General features: G+C 72.1%; 19 protein-coding genes. 16 read left to right on the top strand and 3 right to left on the bottom strand.

Features of this window, described 5'->3' with window-relative positions:
* The first annotated feature begins 15 nt into the window (after positions 1-15).
* The 8 genes from GJR97_RS03130 to GJR97_RS03095 all read left to right on the top strand — a co-directional run bounded on the left by GJR97_RS03130 (position 16) and on the right by GJR97_RS03095 (position 8,624).
* The gene (locus tag GJR97_RS03130) at positions 16-1,236 is read left to right on the top strand and encodes an MFS transporter (protein WP_324613088.1); all 1,221 of its coding nucleotides are present in this window, start codon (positions 16-18) and stop codon (positions 1,234-1,236) included.
* A gap of 119 nt (positions 1,237-1,355) precedes the next feature.
* The gene (locus tag GJR97_RS03125) at positions 1,356-2,300 is read left to right on the top strand and encodes a sugar-binding transcriptional regulator (protein ID WP_129233973.1); all 945 of its coding nucleotides are present in this window, start codon (positions 1,356-1,358) and stop codon (positions 2,298-2,300) included.
* Between the two features lie 33 nt (positions 2,301-2,333).
* Complete coding sequence (gene deoC, locus GJR97_RS03120; protein WP_154345057.1) at positions 2,334-3,341, top strand: deoxyribose-phosphate aldolase; 1,008 nt, start codon at positions 2,334-2,336, stop codon at positions 3,339-3,341.
* 17 nt (positions 3,342-3,358) lie between these two features.
* The gene (locus GJR97_RS03115) at positions 3,359-4,921 is read left to right on the top strand and encodes an aldehyde dehydrogenase family protein (protein ID WP_154345056.1); all 1,563 of its coding nucleotides are present in this window, start codon (positions 3,359-3,361) and stop codon (positions 4,919-4,921) included.
* The gene (locus GJR97_RS03110; RefSeq protein WP_324613087.1) at positions 4,918-5,778 is read left to right on the top strand and encodes an aldehyde dehydrogenase family protein; all 861 of its coding nucleotides are present in this window, start codon (positions 4,918-4,920) and stop codon (positions 5,776-5,778) included. Before GJR97_RS03115 ends, GJR97_RS03110 begins: the two co-directional genes overlap by 4 nt.
* 10 nt (positions 5,779-5,788) lie before the next feature.
* On the top strand, positions 5,789-6,028 hold the full coding sequence (locus tag GJR97_RS03105; RefSeq protein WP_154345055.1) for a hypothetical protein: 240 nt from the start codon (positions 5,789-5,791) through the stop codon (positions 6,026-6,028).
* A 33-nt stretch (positions 6,029-6,061) separates the two neighbouring features.
* Complete coding sequence (locus GJR97_RS03100; RefSeq protein ID WP_324613085.1) at positions 6,062-7,561, top strand: SDR family oxidoreductase; 1,500 nt, start codon at positions 6,062-6,064, stop codon at positions 7,559-7,561.
* Between the two features lie 67 nt (positions 7,562-7,628).
* The gene (locus tag GJR97_RS03095) at positions 7,629-8,624 is read left to right on the top strand and encodes a glycerophosphodiester phosphodiesterase (protein WP_154345054.1); all 996 of its coding nucleotides are present in this window, start codon (positions 7,629-7,631) and stop codon (positions 8,622-8,624) included.
* A gap of 28 nt (positions 8,625-8,652) precedes the next feature.
* Here GJR97_RS03095 and GJR97_RS03090 read toward each other — a convergent pair whose 3' ends face one another.
* Complete coding sequence (locus GJR97_RS03090; protein WP_154345053.1) at positions 8,653-9,204, bottom strand: O-acetyl-ADP-ribose deacetylase; 552 nt, start codon at positions 9,202-9,204, stop codon at positions 8,653-8,655.
* Positions 9,205-9,211: 7 nt separating this feature from the next.
* Positions 9,212-9,490 (bottom strand): metal-sensitive transcriptional regulator, encoded by a 279-nt coding sequence (locus tag GJR97_RS03085; RefSeq protein ID WP_324613084.1) that lies wholly within the window; start codon positions 9,488-9,490, stop codon positions 9,212-9,214.
* Positions 9,491-9,621: 131 nt separating this feature from the next.
* Here GJR97_RS03085 and GJR97_RS03080 point away from each other — a divergent pair, with 131 nt between their 5' ends.
* Positions 9,622-11,592: a DUF2207 family protein gene (locus GJR97_RS03080; RefSeq protein ID WP_154345052.1), complete on the top strand. Its 1,971-nt coding sequence runs from the start codon at positions 9,622-9,624 to the stop codon at positions 11,590-11,592.
* A gap of 9 nt (positions 11,593-11,601) precedes the next feature.
* Here GJR97_RS03080 and GJR97_RS03075 read toward each other — a convergent pair whose 3' ends face one another.
* A complete protein-coding gene (locus GJR97_RS03075; protein ID WP_154345051.1) occupies positions 11,602-11,814 on the bottom strand; it encodes a hypothetical protein in 213 nt (70 codons plus the stop codon).
* A 290-nt stretch (positions 11,815-12,104) separates the two neighbouring features.
* Between GJR97_RS03075 and GJR97_RS03070 the strand changes: the two genes are divergently transcribed.
* From GJR97_RS03070 to GJR97_RS03040, 7 genes are all read left to right on the top strand, one after another.
* Positions 12,105-14,228: a DEAD/DEAH box helicase gene (locus tag GJR97_RS03070; RefSeq protein WP_154345050.1), complete on the top strand. Its 2,124-nt coding sequence runs from the start codon at positions 12,105-12,107 to the stop codon at positions 14,226-14,228.
* A gap of 153 nt (positions 14,229-14,381) precedes the next feature.
* Entirely contained in the window at positions 14,382-15,413 is a 1,032-nt protein-coding gene (locus tag GJR97_RS03065; protein WP_154345049.1) for a 6-phosphofructokinase, read from the top strand.
* A 2-nt stretch (positions 15,414-15,415) separates the two neighbouring features.
* A complete protein-coding gene (locus GJR97_RS03060; RefSeq protein ID WP_154345048.1) occupies positions 15,416-15,898 on the top strand; it encodes an 8-oxo-dGTP diphosphatase in 483 nt (160 codons plus the stop codon).
* A 91-nt stretch (positions 15,899-15,989) separates the two neighbouring features.
* A complete protein-coding gene (locus tag GJR97_RS03055) occupies positions 15,990-17,168 on the top strand; it encodes an inorganic phosphate transporter (protein ID WP_324613083.1) in 1,179 nt (392 codons plus the stop codon).
* Positions 17,165-17,500, top strand: coding sequence for a peptidase (locus GJR97_RS03050; RefSeq protein ID WP_324613082.1), 336 nt, complete (start codon positions 17,165-17,167; stop codon positions 17,498-17,500). The genes GJR97_RS03055 and GJR97_RS03050 overlap by 4 nt, the downstream gene beginning before the upstream one ends.
* Positions 17,501-17,604: 104 nt before the next feature.
* A complete protein-coding gene (locus tag GJR97_RS03045; RefSeq protein ID WP_154345047.1) occupies positions 17,605-19,083 on the top strand; it encodes an NCS2 family permease in 1,479 nt (492 codons plus the stop codon).
* A gap of 134 nt (positions 19,084-19,217) precedes the next feature.
* The gene (locus tag GJR97_RS03040; RefSeq protein WP_154345046.1) at positions 19,218-19,511 is read left to right on the top strand and encodes a hypothetical protein; all 294 of its coding nucleotides are present in this window, start codon (positions 19,218-19,220) and stop codon (positions 19,509-19,511) included.
* The last annotated feature ends 58 nt before the right edge of the window (positions 19,512-19,569 follow it).

The following is a 19,569-nucleotide window of genomic DNA, read 5'->3' as shown; positions in this document are numbered from 1 at the left end:
GCCTAGACTCGGCTGGTGAGTCCCGAGACGACCCGGCCGCTCTGGCACGGTCGCACCCTCGCGCTGATCGGGATCCTGCTCGTCGCGTTCAACCTGCGCACCGCGGTCGCGTCCCTCTCTCCGATCCTCGACCTCGTCGAGCGCGACATCCCGATCTCGACGGCGCTCGTCGGCGTCCTCGGCATGCTGCCACCGCTCTGCTACGCGGTGTTCGGCATCGCGACGCCCGTGCTCACGCGCCGCGTCGGACTCGAACCGGTGCTCGTCGGCGCCCTCGTCGCGCTGGTGATCGGCAGCGCCGCGCGCGGACTCGTCGGATCGGCGTGGTGGCTCTTCGCCGCGAGTGCGCTGACGTTCGCCGCGGTCGGGGTCGGCAACGTGCTGCTGCCGCCGCTCGTCAAGCGGTACTTCCCCGACCGGGTCGGGCTGGTGACCGCGCTCTACGTGACCGCGCTCTCGGTGAGCACGTTCGTCCCGCCGCTGATCGCCGTGCCGGTCTCGGAGGCCGCAGGGTGGCGTGCCTCGTTCGAGATCTGGGCTGCGGTGGCCCTCGCGGCGCTCGTCCCGTGGATCGCGCTGCTCGTGCATCCGCGGCGCGCGGTGCCGGGGGAGTTGCCGGAGGAGGCGGAGCCCGGCCTGCTCCGCCACGCGTTCCGCTCGCCGCTGGCCTGGGCGCTCGCCACGGTGTTCTCGGTCGCGGGGTTCAACGCCTACGCGGTCTTCGCGTGGCTGCCCTCGATGCTCGCGGACACGGCGGGCACCGGTGCGGCGGCGGCGGGCGTGTTGCTCGCGCTGTACGCGGCGATGGGCCTGCCCGTCTCGCTCGTCGTCCCGGCGCTGGCCACCCGGCCGGGCCGGGTGCGCGCGATGGTCGCCGTCGCTGGCGCGACCATCGCGGCGGGCTGGGCGGGCCTGCTCGTGGCGCCAGGGGGCCCGGCCTGGCTGTGGGTGGCCCTGGCCGGCATCGGACCGCTGCTCTTCCCGCTGTCGCTCGTGCTCGTGAACCTGCGGACGCGGACGCACGCCGGTTCGGTCGCCCTCAGCGGCTTCGTGCAGTCGGTCGGCTACGTCGTCGTCGCGCTGGGTCCCGTCGCGGTCGGACTCCTGCACGAGGCGACGGGGTCGTGGACCGCGCCGATGATGCTGCTCCTCGCGACGGCGGCACCCGCGGTCGCGGCTGGATTGGTCGTGGCTCGGGCCGGGTTCCTCGAGGACGAGCGCTCGCCCCGACGCTGACGACGGACGCCGCATCCGGGCGCACGAGCCGGGGGGCCCTGCTCATATGAGCAGACTTGCACGCGAGTGTTGCCGATGCGCGATGTGCTGCCTACGCTGGACATGGCGGAAGGAGACGAATGGACGAGACCGACGAACTCCTCTCGATCCGTGCGGCCGAGCTCTACTACGAAGAGAACAAGACGCAGGACGAGATCGGCCAGGCACTCCGGCTCACGCGCTGGAAGGTGGGTCGACTGCTCGCCCAGGCGAAGCAGCAGGGATTCATCCGCATCGAGATCCTGCATCCGCGCGCCCGGCGACTGCCGATCGAGCGGCGCCTCCGCGAGGAGCGCGGCCTCGAGGACGCGATCGTCGTCTCGTCGGCCGGCGTCGCGTCGCCCGACGAACTGCAGGCGCGCACCGCCCAGGCCGCGGCCGACTACCTGACGGCGCTCCGGCCCGTGCCGCGCACGCTCGGCGTCAGCTGGGGTCGCACCCTGTTCGAGATCTCCCAGCACCTCCGCAACGGCTGGGCGACCGGCGTCAACGTCGTCCAGATCAACGGCGGCGTGAGCCTGAACCGCCGCGCCGGCACGGCAGCCGCGACCGCGGTGGCCATCGCCCAGAAGGGCGGCGGCAGCGCCACCCTGCTCCCCAGCCCCGCGATCCTCGAGCACCTCGCGACGAAGGAGGCGATCGAGTCCGATCGCGTCGTCGCGGGCGTCATCGAGCTGGCCAGGTCCGCCGACGCGTACCTGTTCAGCGCGGGCCCCGCCGACCACACCTCGGTCCACATCGAGAGCGGCTACCTCACCGAGGCCGACGTCGACCTGCTCGTGCAGAAGGGCGCCGTGGGCGACGTCGTCGGCCGCTACATCGACTCGGAGGGCAACATCGTCGACCCCGCGCTCGATGCGCGGACCGTCGGCCTCACGCTCGACGACGTCCGCGACGGGCGCCTCCGCATCGCCGTGATCGCCGGGCGGAGCAAGCACGCCGTCGCCGATGCGGTCGTGCGCTCCGGCCTCTGCTCCGTCCTCGTCACCGACGAGGCCACCGCACTCCACCTCCTCGACGGCTGATCCGGCCGCACCACGAAAGACAGGTCACCAACCATGTCCGGCACCTCCCTCGTCACCGCGCGCGAACGCGCGCTCGCCGTGCTCGGCGGCGAGCCCGACGACGCAACGCTCCGCAGGTACCTCCACGGCATCGCGGGCGTCGACGCCGTCGGACTCGAGCAGCGCGCAGCGGGCCTCGGCACGCGATCCATCAAGACGTCGTCCAAGAAGTGGGCGCTCGACCGCATCATCTCGCTCGTCGACCTGACGACGCTCGAGGGCGCCGACACCCCGGGCAAGGTGCGCTCGCTCGTCGCCAAGGCGATGAACCCCGACCCGGCGGATGCCACGACGCCTCGCGTCGCGGCCGTCTGCGTGTACGGCGACATGGTCCCGCACGCGGTCGACGCCCTGGGCTCCGTGCACGGCGACCCCGACGACGGCCTGATCTCCGTCGCCGCGGTCGCGACCGCGTTCCCGTCCGGCCGTTCCTCGCTCGAGATCAAGCTCGCCGACACCGCCGAGGCCGTCGCGAACGGCGCCGACGAGATCGACATGGTCATCGACCGCGGTGCCTTCCTCGCAGGTCGCTACGGCCTCGTCTTCGACCAGATCGCCGCGGTGAAGGAGGCGTGCCGACGCCCCGACGGCACCAGCGCCAGCCTCAAGGTGATCCTCGAGACCGGCGAACTCGTCACGTACGACAACGTCCGGCGGGCGTCCTGGCTGTCGATCCTCGCGGGCGGCGACTTCATCAAGACCTCGACCGGAAAGGTGCAGCCCGCGGCGACGCTGCCCGTGACGCTCCTCATGCTCGAGGTCGTGCGCGACTGGCACCTGATGACGGGCCAGCGCATCGGCGTCAAGCCCGCGGGCGGCATCCGCGCCTCGAAGGACGCGATCAAGTACCTCGTGACGGTCGCCGAGACCGTCGGCGAGGAGTGGCTCCAGCCGCACCTGTTCCGGTTCGGCGCCTCGAGCCTGCTGAACGACGTGCTGCTGCAGCGCCAGAAGATGGCGACCGGCCACTACTCCGGCGCCGACTACGTGACGATCGACTGAGACGAGAGCACCGCATCATGAGCTTCCTCGAATACGCACCCGCCCCCGAGTCGCGGGCGATCCTGTCGCTGCGCGACGAGTACGGCCTCTTCATCGACGGCGAGTTCGTCGACGGCCGCGGCACTCCCTTCCAGTCCGTCTCCCCGGCGAGCGAGGAGCGGATCGCGACGATCGCGAACGCGAACGCGGCCGACGTCGACGACGCCGTCGCCGCGGCGCGGCGCGCGCACGATCGCGTGTGGTCGCGCATGACCGGTCGCGACCGCGGCAAGTACCTCTTCCGCATCGCGCGCCTCGTCCAGGAGCGCGCCCGCGAGCTCGCCGTCGCCGAGTCGCTCGACAACGGCAAGCCGATCAAGGAGTCGCGCGACGTCGACGTGCCGCTCGTGGCGGCGTGGTTCTTCTACTACGCGGGATGGGCCGACAAGCTCGACTACGCCGGCCTCGGCGCGAACCCGAAGGCGCTCGGCGTCGCCGCGCAGGTCATCCCGTGGAACTTCCCGCTGCTCATGCTCGCGTGGAAGATCGCCCCGGCGCTCGCGGCCGGCAACACGGTGGTGCTGAAGCCCGCCGAGACGACGCCGCTCACGGCGCTCATCTTCGCCGAGATCGTGCAGCAGGCCGACCTGCCCCAGGGCGTCGTGAACATCATCACGGGCGCGGGCGACACCGGCGCGGCCCTCGTGGGCCACGACGGCGTCGACAAGGTCGCCTTCACCGGTTCGACGGCCGTGGGCCGCGCGATCGCGAAGCAGGTCGCCGGCACGCACAAGAAGGTCACGCTCGAGCTCGGCGGCAAGGCCGCGAACATCGTCTTCGACGACGCGCCCATCGACCAGGCGGTCGAGGGCATCGTCAACGGCATCTTCTTCAACCAGGGCCACGTGTGCTGCGCCGGGAGCCGACTGCTGGTGCAGGAGTCGATCCACGACGAGGTCGTCGAGCGACTGAAGCAGCGCCTCTCGACCCTGCGTCTGGGAGACCCGCTCGACAAGAACACCGACATCGGCGCGATCAACTCGCGTGAGCAGCTCGAGCGCATCCGCGAGCTCTCCGACGCGGGCGTGGCCGAGGGCGCCGAGCGCTGGAGCGCGCCGTGCGAGATCCCCGAGAACGGGTTCTGGTACGCGCCGACGATCTTCACGAACGTGCAGACCTCGAACCGGATCGCGCGCGAGGAGATCTTCGGGCCGGTGCTCTCGGTGCTCACGTTCCGCACGCCGCAGGAGGCCATCGCGAAGGCGAACAACACGCCCTACGGGCTCTCGGCGGGCATCTGGACCGACAAGGGCAGCCGCATCCTCGCGGTCGCCGACCAGCTCCGCGCCGGAGTGGTCTGGGCCAACACCTTCAACCGCTTCGACCCGTCGAGCCCGTTCGGCGGGTACAAGGAGTCCGGCTACGGCCGCGAGGGCGGCCGCCACGGCCTCGGCGCCTACCTCTCGCCGGCGTCGGTCACCTCGACCGGCCGCGGCACGCCGCGCGCGGTCGAGGCCGCGCCCGCGGCATCCGCCGACGAGAAGCCGGCCAAGCGCACGCGACGACCTGCCCGCCCCGCGAAGAAGGGAGCCGCGAAGTGAGCCGCCTCGCCGTGCCCAAGACCTACAAGCTGTTCATCGGCGGCGCGTTCCCGCGCAGCGAGTCCGGCCGCACCTACGAGGTGCGCTCGGCCGACGGCGGGTTCCTCGCCAATGCGGCGAAGGCCTCGCGCAAGGACGCCCGCGATGCCGTGGTCGCCGCGCGGGGCGCGGTCGCCGGCTGGGCCGGTGCGACCGCCTACAACCGCGGTCAGGTGCTCTACCGGATCGCCGAGCTCCTCGAGGGCCGTCGCGCCCAGTTCGCCGCCGAGATCGAGGAGGCCGAGGGCCTCACCCGCGCCCAGGCCGGTGCGCAGGTCGACGAGGCGATCGACCGCTGGGTCTGGTACGCCGGGTGGGCCGACAAGTTCGCGCAGGTCGCCGGCAATGCGAACCCGGTGGCCGGGCCGTACTTCAACATCTCGGTGCCCGAGCCGACCGGAGTCGTCGCGATCGTCGCGCCGCAGGACTCCTCGCTCGTCGGGCTGGTCTCCGCGGTGGCCCCCGCGCTCGTGGCCGGCAACGCGGTGATCGTGGTCGCGAGCGAGCGGTTCCCGCTCTCGGCGATCAGCCTCGCCGAGGTGCTCGCGACGAGCGACGTGCCCAAGGGCGTCGTCAACGTGCTGACGGGATCGCCGGCCGAGATCGCGCCGTGGCTCGCGAGCCACTCCGACGTCAACGCGCTCGACCTCGTCGGCGCCGGCGAGCTCGACTGGGTCGACCTCGAGATCGCGGCGGCCGACACGCTGAAGCGCGTGCTGCGCCCCGAGCCCGGTCCGGATGCCGCGGCTCCTGCGCTCGACCGCATCGCCGCGTTCACCGAGACGAAGACGGTCTGGCACACGAAGAGCCTGCGGTAGGCGACGACGCATGTCCGGGCGCGAGGGGGCTTCCGACGAGCGCGGGCGGCTGGTCGCCGACCCGTTCGACTATCGGGTGACCGGGCACGGCGCGGTCATCGTGCTGCGCGGCGGCCGGGCAGTGATGACGGTGGGCGGCCGCTCCGCGGCGAGGCTCGTCGCTGCGCTGCAACGTGCGGACGATTCACAGGCGCAGCACCTCCTCGCCCGCGCGAGCGGCAACTATCGTCGGGGGAACGAGCACGGCTGAGGCCGTGCGACGCCTGACGAGGGGAGGACCGACGTGCGGGTCCTGGTGACGGGGGCGACCGGCTACATCGGCGGGCGGCTCGTTCCGCGACTCGTCGAGGCGGGGCACGAGGTCCGCGTGATCGTGCGCCGGCCCGAGCGGCTGCGCGACGTCCCGTGGGCGGGCGACGTCGAGGTCGTGGCCGGCGACCTGACGGATCCGGCGGCCGTCGAACGCGCCATGCGCGACATCGAGGTCGTCTACTACCTCGTGCACTCGATGGGCGGTCGCGGGGACTTCGAGGACCTCGAGCTCTCGATCGCGCGCAACGTCGCCGAGCACGCCGCCCGCAGTGGAGCGCGACGGATCGTGTACCTCGGCGGGCTGCATCCTGCGGCTGGACGCCTCTCCCGGCACCTGCGCTCCCGGGTGCGCGTCGGCGAGATCCTCCTCGCCTCCGGCGTTCCGACGGTCGTCCTCCAGGCCGGCGTCGTCATCGGGTCCGGGTCGACGTCGTTCGAGATGATCCGGCACCTGACCGAGGTGCTCCCGTACATGCCCGCACCCCGCTGGGTGCGCAACTTCATCCAGCCGATCGCGGTGCGCGACGTGCTGCACTACCTGATCCACGCCGCGGGGGTCCCTCCGGAGGTGAATCGGTCGTTCGACATCGGCGGACCCGACGTGTTCCGCTACGGCCAGCTCATGAACGGCTATGCGGTCGAGGCGGGCCTCCGGCAGCGACCGATCGCCGCGCTGCCCGTCCTCACGCCCTGGCTGGCGGGGCAGTGGGTGAACCTCGTCACGCCGATCCCGCGCCGCATCGCGGTGCCGATCATCGAGTCCCTCCAGTTCGACTGCGTCATGCGCGAGCACGACATCGACGGCGTCATCCCGCCTCCCGCGGACGGGCTGACGCCGTATCGCCGAGCGGTGCGGCTCGCGCTCGAGCGCGAGCAGTCGGGCGAGGTCGAGACGAGCTGGCGCAACGCCGAGGTCGCGGGCGCCCCGAGCGACCCGCTGCCGAGCGATCCCGACTGGGCGGGCCATACGGTCTACACCGACCACCGCGAGCGGCGTTCGACCGCGCCCGTCGAGGCGCTCTGGGCCGTGATCGAGGGGGTCGGCGGCGAGAACGGGTGGTACTCCTTCCCGCTGGCGTGGGCGATCCGCGGTTGGATCGACAAGCTGTTCGGCGGGGTGGGCCTGCGGCGCGGACGGCGGGACCCCGACACGCTGCACCCGGGCGACGCGGTCGACTTCTGGCGTGTCGAGCGCATCGAGCGCCCGCGATTCCTGCGCCTCCGGGCCGAGATGCGCGTGCCCGGGCGTGCGTGGCTCGAGATGTCGGCCGAACCGGAGGGCGCGGGCTCGCGGTACCGGCAGCGTGCCGTCTACTTCCCGAAGGGGCTGGCGGGCCGTCTCTACTGGTGGGCGGTCTTCCCGTTCCACGGCATCGTGTTCGCGGGCATGGCCAATCGCATCACGGCCGAGGCCGAGGCATCCGTCGCGCCGGAGTCGGACGCGGCCGGAAAAAAAGTAACGAAACGGTAACGGCGTTTGCTAGGGTGACCTGCACGGTCCCGTGCAAGGAGGCGCGGATCGTGGAAAGGCCCGATCAGTGCGTCACCTTCGAGACGCGGTCGACCCAGCGACCGCGGCCCCCGCTCGACCGAGCGCCCGGCAGGTCGCCACCCCTGTTCCCCGACCGTCCGACCGCCGCGGCATCCGCAGGTTCACGCGGCCGCCGCGGCCGCTCGTCCGCATCCCGCTGGCTGTCGCCGGCATCGTCGCCATCGCCGCCACGCTCTGGAGCGTCTCCACGCCGACCGGCGTGTACGCGATCGACGTGTTCGGCGCCCTCCGCCAGCCCGGCGACGCGGCGGCCATCATCGGCCATCGCGGCGACCGCTCCCAGGCGCCCGAGAACACCATGCCCGCACTGGAGCTCGCCATGGACGAGCTCGCCTACGTCGAGACCGACGTGCGCCTCACCCGCGACGGCGTGCCCGTGCTGTTCCACGACACCGACCTCGAGCGGATCGCCGGGCGCGACGCACGCGTCGAGGACCTCGACCTCGAACGGCTCGCGCGGATCGACGCCGGCGCCTGGTACTCGCCGGAGTGGGCCGGGGAGCCCATCCCGACCCTCGACGCCTTCCTCGTGGCACTCGCGGAGCGCGAGGGCGCCCGCGCGCTGGTCGAGCTCAAGGCCGACTGGACCCCTGAAGAGGTGCGGATCGTGCTCGACCTCGTCGAGCGGCACGGCCTCCGCGGCCGGGTGGTCCTGCAGAGCTTCAGCATCGAGACGCTCCAGTCGATCCAACGCGTCGCGCCGACCACGCCGCGGATCATGCTCATCCGCGAGCTTCCCGCCGACCCGGTGCCGCTCGCCGAGCAGCTCGGCGTCATCGGGTTCGGCACGACCGCGGCATCCGTCACCGCGGCACCCGAGGCGATCGACGCCGCCCACGAGGCCGGCATCGCCGTGCTCTGCTACACGCTCAACAGCCAGGACCGCTGGGAGGAGGTGAGCGCGCTCGGCGTCGACGGGATCATCACCGACCAGCCGAGCGACCTCGACGCGTGGATCGCCTCGACCTCGCCCGGTACCTGATCGAGCGGATCGCGCGCTCGGCGCGCCGTCAGCCGAGCACGACCACGTCGGCGCCGAGGCGCGCCGCGGCATCCGCGAACGTCGCGTGCATGCGCTCCGAGAAGAGCACGAAGCGCACGAGGTCCGGTGCGGCGACCGCGGCGACGGCGCTGGCGATGGCGACCTCGGCCGCGTCGTCGGCAGGCCACCCGTAGACGCCGGCCGAGACCGCGGGCAGCGCGACGGATGCCGCGCCGAGCTCGGCCGCGAGCCCGAGCGAGTTGCGATACGCGTCCTGGAGGAGCGCCCGGCGCCGCACCGCCTCGGCTCCGTCGCCGGGCCACACGGGGCCGACGGTGTGCACGACCCAGCGCGCAGGGAGCCGCCCACCGGTCGTCGCCACCGCGCTGCCCGTCGGCAGGCCGTCGGGCAGCGTCGTCGCCCGCAGCCGTCGGCACTCCGCGAGGATCTCGGGTCCGCCCGCGCGGTGGATCGCCCCGTCGACGCCCCCGCCCCCGAGCAGCGACGAGTTCGCCGCGTTCACGATCGCGTCCACGCGCTCGCGCGTGAGGTCGCCCGTGACCAGCTCGATCCGGGGCATCCGGCCGTCAGCTCCGGTTGTTGGAGAGCTCGAAGATGCGCACGAGCTCGGCCACGGCCTCCTCGCGCTGGTCGCCGCCCTGCTCGTACATGTGCGAGACGTGGGTGCGCAGGTGGTTCTCGACGAGCAGCTTGTTCAGCGAACCGAGCGACTTCTGGACCGCGAGCGAGAGCGTGATGATGTCCACGCAGTAGTCCTCGTTCTCGATCATCTTCTCGATGCCCCGCAGCTGGCCCTCGATGATCTTCGTGCGGTGCAGCGCCCGCTTCTTGATGTCCTCGATCACCCCGTCAGGATACGCCCGGGCGCGATACCCGGGGCCGTATCCGCGATCGCCGCCCGCGAACCGGTGGCGCCGGACGCGTCGGCGCGCGGCGACGGATGACGCGCGGGCGCCCGGTTCGCTAGCGTGAGCGCATGACGACCCCGCGTCCGATCCGCCGGCGCCCGTTCCTCGTCGCGGCGAGCGCGCTGGCCGCGCTCGCGCTGGGCATCGGCCCCGCCGCCGCGGCGATCGCGGCCCCCGCTCCGGGCCCCGGATCGTCGTCGCGGTCCGTCGCCGAACCGGTCGGCTCGGTCCGGGCCGACGTCGACGACTTCGTGTTCGCCAGCTTCGACGCGGTGTACGAGCTCGACCGCGACGACGACGGCCGATCCGCGCTCCGGACGACCGAGACGCTGGTCGCGGTCTTCCCCGAGTACGACCAGAACCGCGGGATCCGGCGCGCGATCCCGCGGAACTACGACGGGCATCCGACGGACGTCCACGTCCGCTCCGTGTTCGACCAGGACGGCGCCTCGCGATCCTTCGAGACGGAGCGCAGCGAGGACGGGGAGTTCGAGCTCGTCACGATCGCGGCCGACGACTTCGTGCACGGCGAGCAGACCTACGTGATCACCTACGACCAGCGCAACGTCACGTTCGACCCCGACGACCTCGACCTGCAGGAGTTCTACTGGGACGTCAACGGCACGGGATGGCGCCAGCCGTTCGGCGTCGTCCGGGCCGAGGTACGCCTCGCGCCCGACCTCGTCGAGGCGTTCACCGGCGACGTGGCGTGCTACAGCGGGTACGAGGGCTCCAGCACCCCGTGCGCGAGCCTCGAGGTGCAGCCCGACGGCGAGCCCGTCGTCCTCGCGCGCGCCGATGCGCTCGGCCCGTACCAGAACCTGACCGTGGCGCTCGGCTTCGCGCCCGGGACGTTCGAACCGCGCGACGACCGCTTCACGTCCTCGCCCGCGGCCATGACCTCCCTCGTCGGCGCGATCATCGGCGTCGCCGTCGCGATCACCGCGGGCGTCATGCGCGCCACGCGATGGCGCGACCACCCCGGCCGCGGCCTGATCATCGCCGAGTACGAGCCGCCCGAGCGGATCACGCTCATGGAGGCCGCCGACCTCGTCCGCGCCGCCTCGAAGGGCATCACCGCCACGCTGCTCGCCGAGGCCGTGGACCGTCGCGTGCGCGTGATCGAGACCGGCTCCCGCACGTACTCGGTCCAGCTCGCGGCCCCGATCGAGGGCGCCGACCGCGACGCATCGAGCGTGCTCCGGGCGGTGTTCGGTCCGATGGCGCCGATCGGGTCGCGCCGCGACCTGCGGTCGCGGGACGCCTCGCTCGGCACCAAGCTCGCGCGGCTGCGGACGTCGGTGCATTCGCGGGTCGAGCGCGAGGGCCTGCGGCGCAAGCCCGACCGGGGCCTGCGCGGGCTGTTCTCGCTGCTCGCCATCGGCGCGGCGGTGCTCGCGGCCGTGTTCGGGATCATCGCCCTCGACGAGCGGATGGGCGGCGGCTGGCCCTGGCTGACCATCCTCGTCGCGGGTGCGGCGGTGTTCGTCACCTTCGGCATCGTCGGCGTCGTGCGACCCCTGACGGAGCGCGGTCGCGCTGCGCGCGACCACCTCGAGGGCCTCCGCGAGTACATCCGGCTCGCCGAGGCGGATCGCCTCCGCGTGCTCCAGTCGCCGAGCGGTGCGGAGCGCGCGCCGGTGCCCGCGCCCGACCTCCCGCCGCCCCCGCCGGGCGCGTTGCCGACCGGGTGGCCTGCGCCGGTCGGGAGCCGGCCGATCCGCGCGGACGGGACACCGGATCCCGAGGCGGTGCTCCGGCTGAACGAGCGGCTCCTGCCGTACTCGGTGCTCTTCGGGATGGAGCGCGAGTGGAGCCAGGTGCTCGCCGCGCTCTACGCGCAGCAGGGGCGCGAGCCCGACTGGTACTCGGGACGGAGCGGGTTCCACGCGGGATACTTCGCCGCGAGCGTGAGCTCGTTCAGCAGCGTGTCGAGCACGAGCTGGTCGGGATCGTCCTCGAGCTCGTCGTCGGGCGGCTCGAGCGGTGGAGGGTCCTCCGGCGGTGGCGGTGGCGGTGGAGGCGGCGGCGGCGTCTGACCCGCCGGCTCACTCCTCGTCGGAGGCGGGCCCGCGCTCGTCGGGCAGGACGACACGGCGCTCCTCGTCGATGCCGACCACCTCGTCGACGGAATCCTCGCCGGTCGGCCGCTCGTCCTCGTCCTCGTCCGGCTCGGGTTCGGGCGGGAGCTCGCCGTCCTGCGCGACCTGGAACTCGTGATCGTCGGCGATGCCTCCGCCGACCCCCGTCGACTCGTCCATGGCACGAGCGTAGCCCCGCCTGCGACCCTCCGACAGGGCCGAGGTCCCGCTGCGCCCGACGGCGCGATCGCCCGCATTCGCGCCGATCGCGCCGCGGCGCGTAGAATGGCCGAGGCGCTCGACGGATCCCTCCACGGACCGACGGCTGGGGGAACTCGCTCCGCCATGCTCGGCCCTTCCGGATCCGGCGCACCGCGACGGCCTCGACGTCCGATCCCGTCAGCCGGTGCCGACCACCCGCCCGTGGTCCCGAGCGCCGGATCGCATCGGGCCCAGACAGGGGAGGACCATTGGCCCAGACGAGGCAGCGGCAGCGCACGCGTTCGCGTGACGACGACGCGCCCATCATCCCGATCCTCGCGCGCAAGGTCCGCGAGGTCGAGCAGAAGGCCCAGAAGAACAAGCTGGGCCCCACCAACCGCACCAAGTTCCAGGTCATCGCGCTGCTCATGCGCGAGGAGCGCGCGCGAGTGAAGGCCGACGCCGACCTCGCAGACGGCGCCCGTTCCGAGTTGCTCAAGCGGCTCGACGGCATCGCGCAGATCCTCGCGAAGACCGCGGCCCGCGACACGAGCCTCATCTCGCTGCTCGAACCGGATGCGTCGATCTCGACGGTCGCACAGCGGTTCCGGCGCGACTGGCTGCTCGAGTCGGGCGCCGAGCTCAGCGATGACGAGCTCATCATCGTCCGCGAGCCCGCCCCGGTCCCCGAGATCGCGGTGAACCAGGTCGTCCCGCCGTCGGTGAAGTCGCGGCAGCTCGCGAACCCGTTCCTCGCGCCGGACTTCAGCCGCGGCGACCACCAGGTCGTGCCCGTCCGCCGACTGGCGAACTGGGAACTGCTCGGTCCGCTCTTCAAGTCGTTCGAGTCGGGTTCGGGGGGCCAGGCCGCGTCGATGGACCTGCCCGAGGCCCCGGGGGTCGACCGGCTCGCGCCGCGCGGGCTCGAGCTCATGCCGCACCAGGCGCGCTTCATCGAGTCGGCGCGCGAGGGCCACCGCACGTTCCTGCTGGCGGACGAGCCGGGGCTCGGCAAGACCGCGCAGTCCGTGCTCGCGGCATCCGTGGCCGACGCCTACCCGCTGCTCGCGGTCGTCCCGAACGTGGTCAAGATGAACTGGGCGCGCGAGGTCGAGCGGTGGACGCCGCACCGTCGCGCGACCGTCATCCACGGCGACGGCGACACGGTCGACGCGTTCGCCGACGTCGTCGTCGTGAACTACGACATCCTCGACCGGCACATGACCTGGCTGTCCACGATGGGCTTCCGCGGCATGGTCGTCGACGAGGCCCACTTCATCAAGAACCTGCAGTCGCAGCGCTCGCGGAACGTGCTGGCGCTCGCGGAGCGCATCCGCGCCAACACGCCGGGCGGCGACCCGCTGCTGCTCGCGCTGACCGGAACGCCGCTCATCAACGACGTCGACGACTTCCGCGCGATCTGGCAGTTCCTCGGCTGGATCGTCGGCGACAAGCCGTCCCCCGAGCTCCTGGGCAAGCTCGAGGAGACCGGACTGACGCCGGCCGAGCCCGGCTTCTACGCCGAGGCGCGTCGAACCGTCATCGACCTCGGCATCGTGCGGCGCCGCAAGGTCGACGTGGCCGCGGACCTCCCCGACAAGCGCATCGCCGACCTCCACGTGGAGCTCGACGACGAACTCGGCCGCTCGATCCGCGCCGCCGAGCGCGAGCTCGGCAACCGGCTCGCGAGTCGCTTCCGTGCGCTCGTCGAGTCCAGGAAGCTCCGCGTCGGCGACCTCGACGAGCTCGAGCGCGACCAGTACATCCGCGCGGTGGCGCTGTCCGAGCTCGAGGAGTCGAAGTCGTCGAAGTCCGGCGAGAACGTCTTCACGATGGTGCGCCGCATCGGCCAGGCGAAGGCCGGCCTCGCGGCCGACTACGCCGCCCAGCTCGCCCGCTCGGCGGGCAAGGTCGTCTTCTTCGCCAAGCACATCGACGTCATGGACCAGGCCGAGGCCGCGTTCGCGGCGCGGGAACTCCGCACCGTGTCGATCCGCGGCGACCAGACGGCGGTCGCGCGCCAGCAGGCGATCGACGCGTTCAACACCGAGGCCGACGTCTCGATCGCGGTGTGCTCGCTCACGGCCGCCGGGGTCGGCGTGAACCTGCAGTCGGCCTCGAACGTGGTGCTCGCCGAGCTCAGCTGGACCGCGGCCGAGCAGACGCAGGCGATCGATCGCGTGCACCGCATCGGCCAGGACGAGCCCGTCACGGCCTGGCGCATCATCGCCGCGCACACCGTCGACGCCCGCATCGCCGAGCTCATCGACCAGAAGCAGGGCCTGGCACTCCGCGCGCTCGACGGCAGCGACATCGAGCCCGGCTCGGCCGACTCGGTGCAGCTCGACGCACTGCAGCACCTGCTCCGACAGGCGCTCGACGGCGCGCTGTAGCACCCGCGCGCGGCATCCGAAGTCGCCCGTGGTCCGCTCAGGCGGAGGGTCACGACGCGACCGGATGCCGCGCGCCCCGCTAGACTCCCCACGTTCGCGCCTCGACGATGCGGCACCCCCGCGAACGTCCACCTCACGAGGAGTCAACCAGGCATGAAGATCGGCATTCTGACGAGCGGCGGCGACTGTCCGGGACTGAACGCGGTCATCCGCGGTTCCGTGCTCAAGGGCGTCATCTCGCATGAGGCGGAGTTCGTCGGGTTCCGCTGGGGCTGGCGCGGCGTCGTCGAGCGCGACATCATGCCGATCACCCGGCACGACGTTCGCGGGCTCTCGAAGCAGGGCGGCACGATCCTCGGATCGAGCCGCACGAACCCGTTCGAGGGCGAGCAGGGCGGGCCGGAGAACATCCGCCGCATGCTCGACGAGGAGGGCATCGACGCGATCATCGCGATCGGCGGCGAGGGCACGCTCACCGCGGCGCGCCGGCTCGTCGACGAGGGCGGCATCCCCGTGATCGGCGTCCCGAAGACCATCGACAACGACCTCGCCGCGACCGACTACTCGTTCGGCTTCGACACGGCGGTCGAGATCGCGACCGAGGCCATCGACCGCCTCCGCACCACCGCCGAGTCGCACAACCGCGCGATCGTGCTCGAGGTCATGGGCCGGCACGTCGGCTGGATCGCGCTGCACTCCGGCATGGCGGGCGGCGCGCACGCGATCCTCATCCCCGAGCAGCCGATGGGCATCGAGGAGATCTGCGAGTACGTGGAGTCGGTGCGAGACCGCGGTCGCGCGCCGCTCATCGTGGTCGCCGAGGGCTTCAAGCTCGACACGATGGAGGAGGCGCACTCGCACCTCGGCCTCGACGCGTTCAACCGGCCGCGCCTCGGCGGCATCGCCGAGAAGCTGGCGCCGATGATCGAGGAGCGCACCGGCATCGAGTCGCGGCACACGGTGCTCGGCCACATCCAGCGCGGCGGCGCGCCGTCGGCCTACGACCGGGTGCTCGCGACGCGGCTCGGCATGGCGGCCGCGGATGCCGCGCTCGACCAGGCGTGGGGGAGCATGGTCACCCTCCGCGGCACCGACATCGCACGGGTGTCGATCGCCGACGCGACGGGCGGGCTGAACGTCGTGCCCCAGTCGCGCTACGACGAGGCGCGGATCCTCTTCGGCTGAGCATGCGGCTGCCGGAGGTCTGCGTCTGCTACGTGCTCCGCGAGGCGGGCGGCCGCACGGAGGTGCTCCTGGGGCGGAAGAAGCACGGACTCGGCGCCGGCAACTACGTCGGGCTCGGCGGCAAGCTCGAGCCGGGGGAGTCGGCCGCCGACGCCGCCGTGCGCGAGGTCGAGGAGGAGTCGGGTCTGGTGGTCGCGTCCGTCGACCTCGAGTCGCGCGGTCGCCTGACCTACCTCTTCCCGCACCGCGAGGAGTGGAGCCAGGTCTCGAACGTGTTCGTCGTCCGCGCCTTCGCCGGCGACCCGACGCCGTCCGACGAACTCGATCCGGAGTGGTTCGCGCTCGAGGACGTGCCGCTCTCCGAGATGTGGGACGACGCGCGCAGGTGGCTGCCCGGCGTGCTCGCGGGCGGGACGGTGCGTCGCACGTACGTGTTCGGCGCGGACCTCGCGACCGTGGTGGATGAGCCGGACCACGTCGCGTAGGATCATCGGGGCTCGGCGCTCGCCGGGCCCCGCAACCCGCATTCCGTGAACATCCGGCGAACCCCGGTCCGCCGACGACAGAAAGACGCCGGTGGATCTCACCCTCATCGTCGTGCTGGTCATCGCACTCGCGCTCTTCTTCGACTTCACGAACGGCTTCCACGACACCGCGAACGCCATGGCGACGCCGATCGCGACCGGAGCCCTCCGGCCGAAGATCGCCGTGGCGCTCGCCGCCGTCCTGAACCTGATCGGCGCGTTCCTCTCGACCGAGGTCGCCAAGACCATCTCGGGCGGTCTCATCCGCGAGGGCGAGAACGGCGTCTTCATCACCCCCGAGCTCATCTTCGCCGGCCTCATCGGCGCCATCACCTGGAACATGGTGACGTGGCTGCTCGGCCTGCCCTCGTCGTCGAGCCACGCGCTCTTCGGCGGCCTGATCGGCGCCGCGCTCGTGGGCTTCGGCATCCAGGCGATCGACGGCGGCGTCGTGATGTCGAAGATCATCCTCCCCGCGCTCCTCGCCCCCCTCACGGCCGGACTGGTCGCCTTCGCGGCCACCAAGCTCGCCTACGCGATCACGAGGCGCTACGACGGCCGACCCGACGGTCGCGACGGGTTCCGGCACGCCCAGATCTTCTCCAGCTCCCTCGTCGCCCTCGCGCACGGCACCAACGACGCGCAGAAGACCATGGGCGTCATCACCCTCACGCTCATCTCGGTCGGCGCGCAGCCCGTCGGGTCCGGCCCGGAGTTCTGGGTCGTCGTCACGTGCGCGGTGGCGATCGCGCTCGGCACGTACATGGGCGGATGGCGCATCATCAAGACCCTCGGCACGGGCCTCACCGACGTCAAGCCCGCACAGGGCTTCGCCTCGGAGACCGCGACGGCCGCGACCATCCTCGCCTCGAGCCACCTCGGGTTCGCACTGTCGACGACGCAGGTCGCCTCCGGGTCGGTCATCGGCTCCGGACTCGGACGCCGCGGGTCGAAGGTCCGCTGGCGCACCGCGGGCCGCATCGGAATCGGCTGGATCCTCACCCTCCCCGCCGCGGGCGGCGTCGGCGCCCTCGCGGCCGTCGTCGCGACGATGGGCGTGGTCGGCGTCCTCATCGACGCCGTCGCGGCGGCGGTGGTCATCGGCGGGATCTTCCTCTGGTCGCGCCGCGACGAGGTGTCGCACCGGAACGTCCTCAGCGAAGTGGCCGACTCGGGTCTCGCCGTGAAGATCAAGCGCAGCCCCGAGCCGAAGCGGAAGGTGGCCCCGTGATCGACTGGATCTCGTTCGTGATCGTGCTCGTCGCCTCGCTGGTCGGCGCGAGCATCGTCGTGAGCTCCTACGCCCTCGGCATCCGCCTGCTCACGATCGGCGGACGCACGCCGGTCGTGGCACCCGCCGAGTTCACGGATGCCATCACGGTGATCTCGCCCGAGGAGGCGGCGAGGGCCGCCAAGCGGGCCGCGAAGGCGGCGCGCAAGAGCCCCCTGACCGACGGCCGGAAGCGCGCCGCCGTCGTGGGTGCCTGGGCCTGCTTCGCCGTCAGCGGGCTCGCGGTGCTCTACGGCATCTACCTCATCGTTCCGGCCCTGCACGGCGGCTGAGCCGCCGCGAGATCGTCGGGCCATCGTCGTCCCGTCCTCCGCTCGAGCGAGCGGAATCCCGACCGATCGTGCGCCGCCGCGCACCCGACGAGACACAGGACGACATGACCACCTCCGCATCCGAGACCGACCAGCGCCCGGCGGACGCCGAGCCGCGCCCGACCGGTGCGCTCGATCGCTTCTTCGAGATCACCCGTCGCGGCTCGACGATCCCCGCCGAGATCCGCGGCGGCGTCGTCACCTTCGTCACGATGGCCTACATCGTGATCCTGAACCCGATCATCCTGTCCGGCGGCACGGATGTCGCCGGCGAGAACCTCGGGTTCGCCCAGGTCGCGGCCGTGACCGCGCTCACGGCGGGCGTCATGACGATCCTCTTCGGCGTCGTGGCGCGCCTGCCGTTCGCGTTCGCCGCGGGCCTCGGCATCAACTCGTTCCTCGCCGTCTCGGTCGTCGGCCAGGTCACCTGGCCAGAGGCCATGGGCCTCGTCCTCGTCAACGGCCTCATCATCGTGCTGCTCGCCGTGACCGGCCTCCGCCGCCTCATCTTCGAGGCCGTGCCGATGCCGCTGAAGCTCGCGATCACGGTCGGCATCGGCCTCTTCATCGCCTTCATCGGGTTCGTGGACGCCGGTTTCGTCACCGCCACCGGCGCCTCCTCGCCTCCGGTCGCGCTCGGCGTCGACGGGTCGGTCGGCACGGTCCCGACCGTCGTGTTCGTGGTCACGCTGCTCCTGAGCGGCGTGCTCGTCGCACGCAGGGTGAAGGGCGGCATCCTCATCGGGCTGCTCTCGGGAACGGTGCTCGCGATCGTGCTCGAGGCGGTCCTCGACCTCGGGCCGAGGTTCGGCGCCGACGGCTCGGTCAACCCGCAGGGCTGGGGCCTGTCCGTCCCGGAGCTGCCCGCGCACTGGGTGAGCCTGCCCGACCTCTCGCTCGTCGGCCAGGTGAGCTTCGGCAGCTTCGAGCGCATCGGCGTGCTCGCCGCGCTCATGCTCGTCTTCACGCTCGTCTTCACGAACTTCTTCGACGCGCTCGGAACGATGACCGGACTGTCGAAGGAGGCCGGCGTCGCCGATGCCACGGGCGAGTTCCCGCGGCTGCGCTCGGCGCTCGTCGTCGAGGGCGTCGGCGCCGTCGCGGGCGGCTTCACCTCGAGTTCGTCGAACACCGTGTTCATCGAGTCCGGCTCGGGCATCGGCGAGGGGGCGCGCACCGGCCTCGCGAACCTCGTGACCGGCGCGCTGTTCCTCCTCGCGATGTTCCTGACGCCGCTGACCTCCGTCGTGCCCTCCGAGGTCGCGGCGGCCGCGCTCGTCATCGTCGGCGCCCTGATGATGTCGCAGATCCGCGAGATCGACTTCGGCGACTTCAGCGTCCTGCTGCCGGTGTTCCTGACGGTCACCGTCATGCCGCTCACGTACTCGATCGCGAACGGCATCGGCGCGGGCTTCATCAGCTGGGTGGTCGTGCGCTCGCTCGCAGGTCGGGTGAAGGAGATCAGCCCGCTGCTCTGGATCGTCGCTGCCGGCTTCGTGGTCTACTTCGCGCGCGGCCCGGTCGAGGCGCTGCTCGCGGGCTGAACGCGCGTCGGCCGGGCCTCGCGTTCCCGGTCGGGGGCGCCAGCCGCCCCGCCGATCGGGGGGTTCGCCCCATGTCGCGGCGCACGCGGCATCCGTAGCCTCGGATCATCCCGATGAACAAGGAGAACCCACCCATGACCACCATCACCCCCGCACCGTCGACGACCGATGTCGAGACGCGCGGGTTCGCGGTGTCGAGCCTCGTGCTCGGCATCGTCTCGTTCGTCGCCGGCTTCACCTTCGTGGTCCCGGTCGCCGGCCTCGTGCTCGGCATCCTGGCGCTGCGCCGCGAACCGTCGGCCCGCACCATGGCGATCTGGGGCGTCGTGCTGAACGCCGTGTTGCTCGCCGGCGTCGTCATCGCGACGCTCGCGTTCCTCGCCTTCGGCCTGCTCCTGCTGCCGTTCGCGCCGCTCGCCTTCGTCTGATCGCGCACCGGCGCCCTGCGGCGCCCGCACCGCGAGGCCCCCGACCGTCGGTCGGGGG

Source organism: Agromyces kandeliae (assembly GCF_009674665.1).
Lineage (GTDB): Bacteria > Actinomycetota > Actinomycetes > Actinomycetales > Microbacteriaceae > Agromyces > Agromyces kandeliae.
Note: the sequence above shows the minus strand (reverse complement) of the source record. Positions and strands in the feature narration are given on the sequence as shown.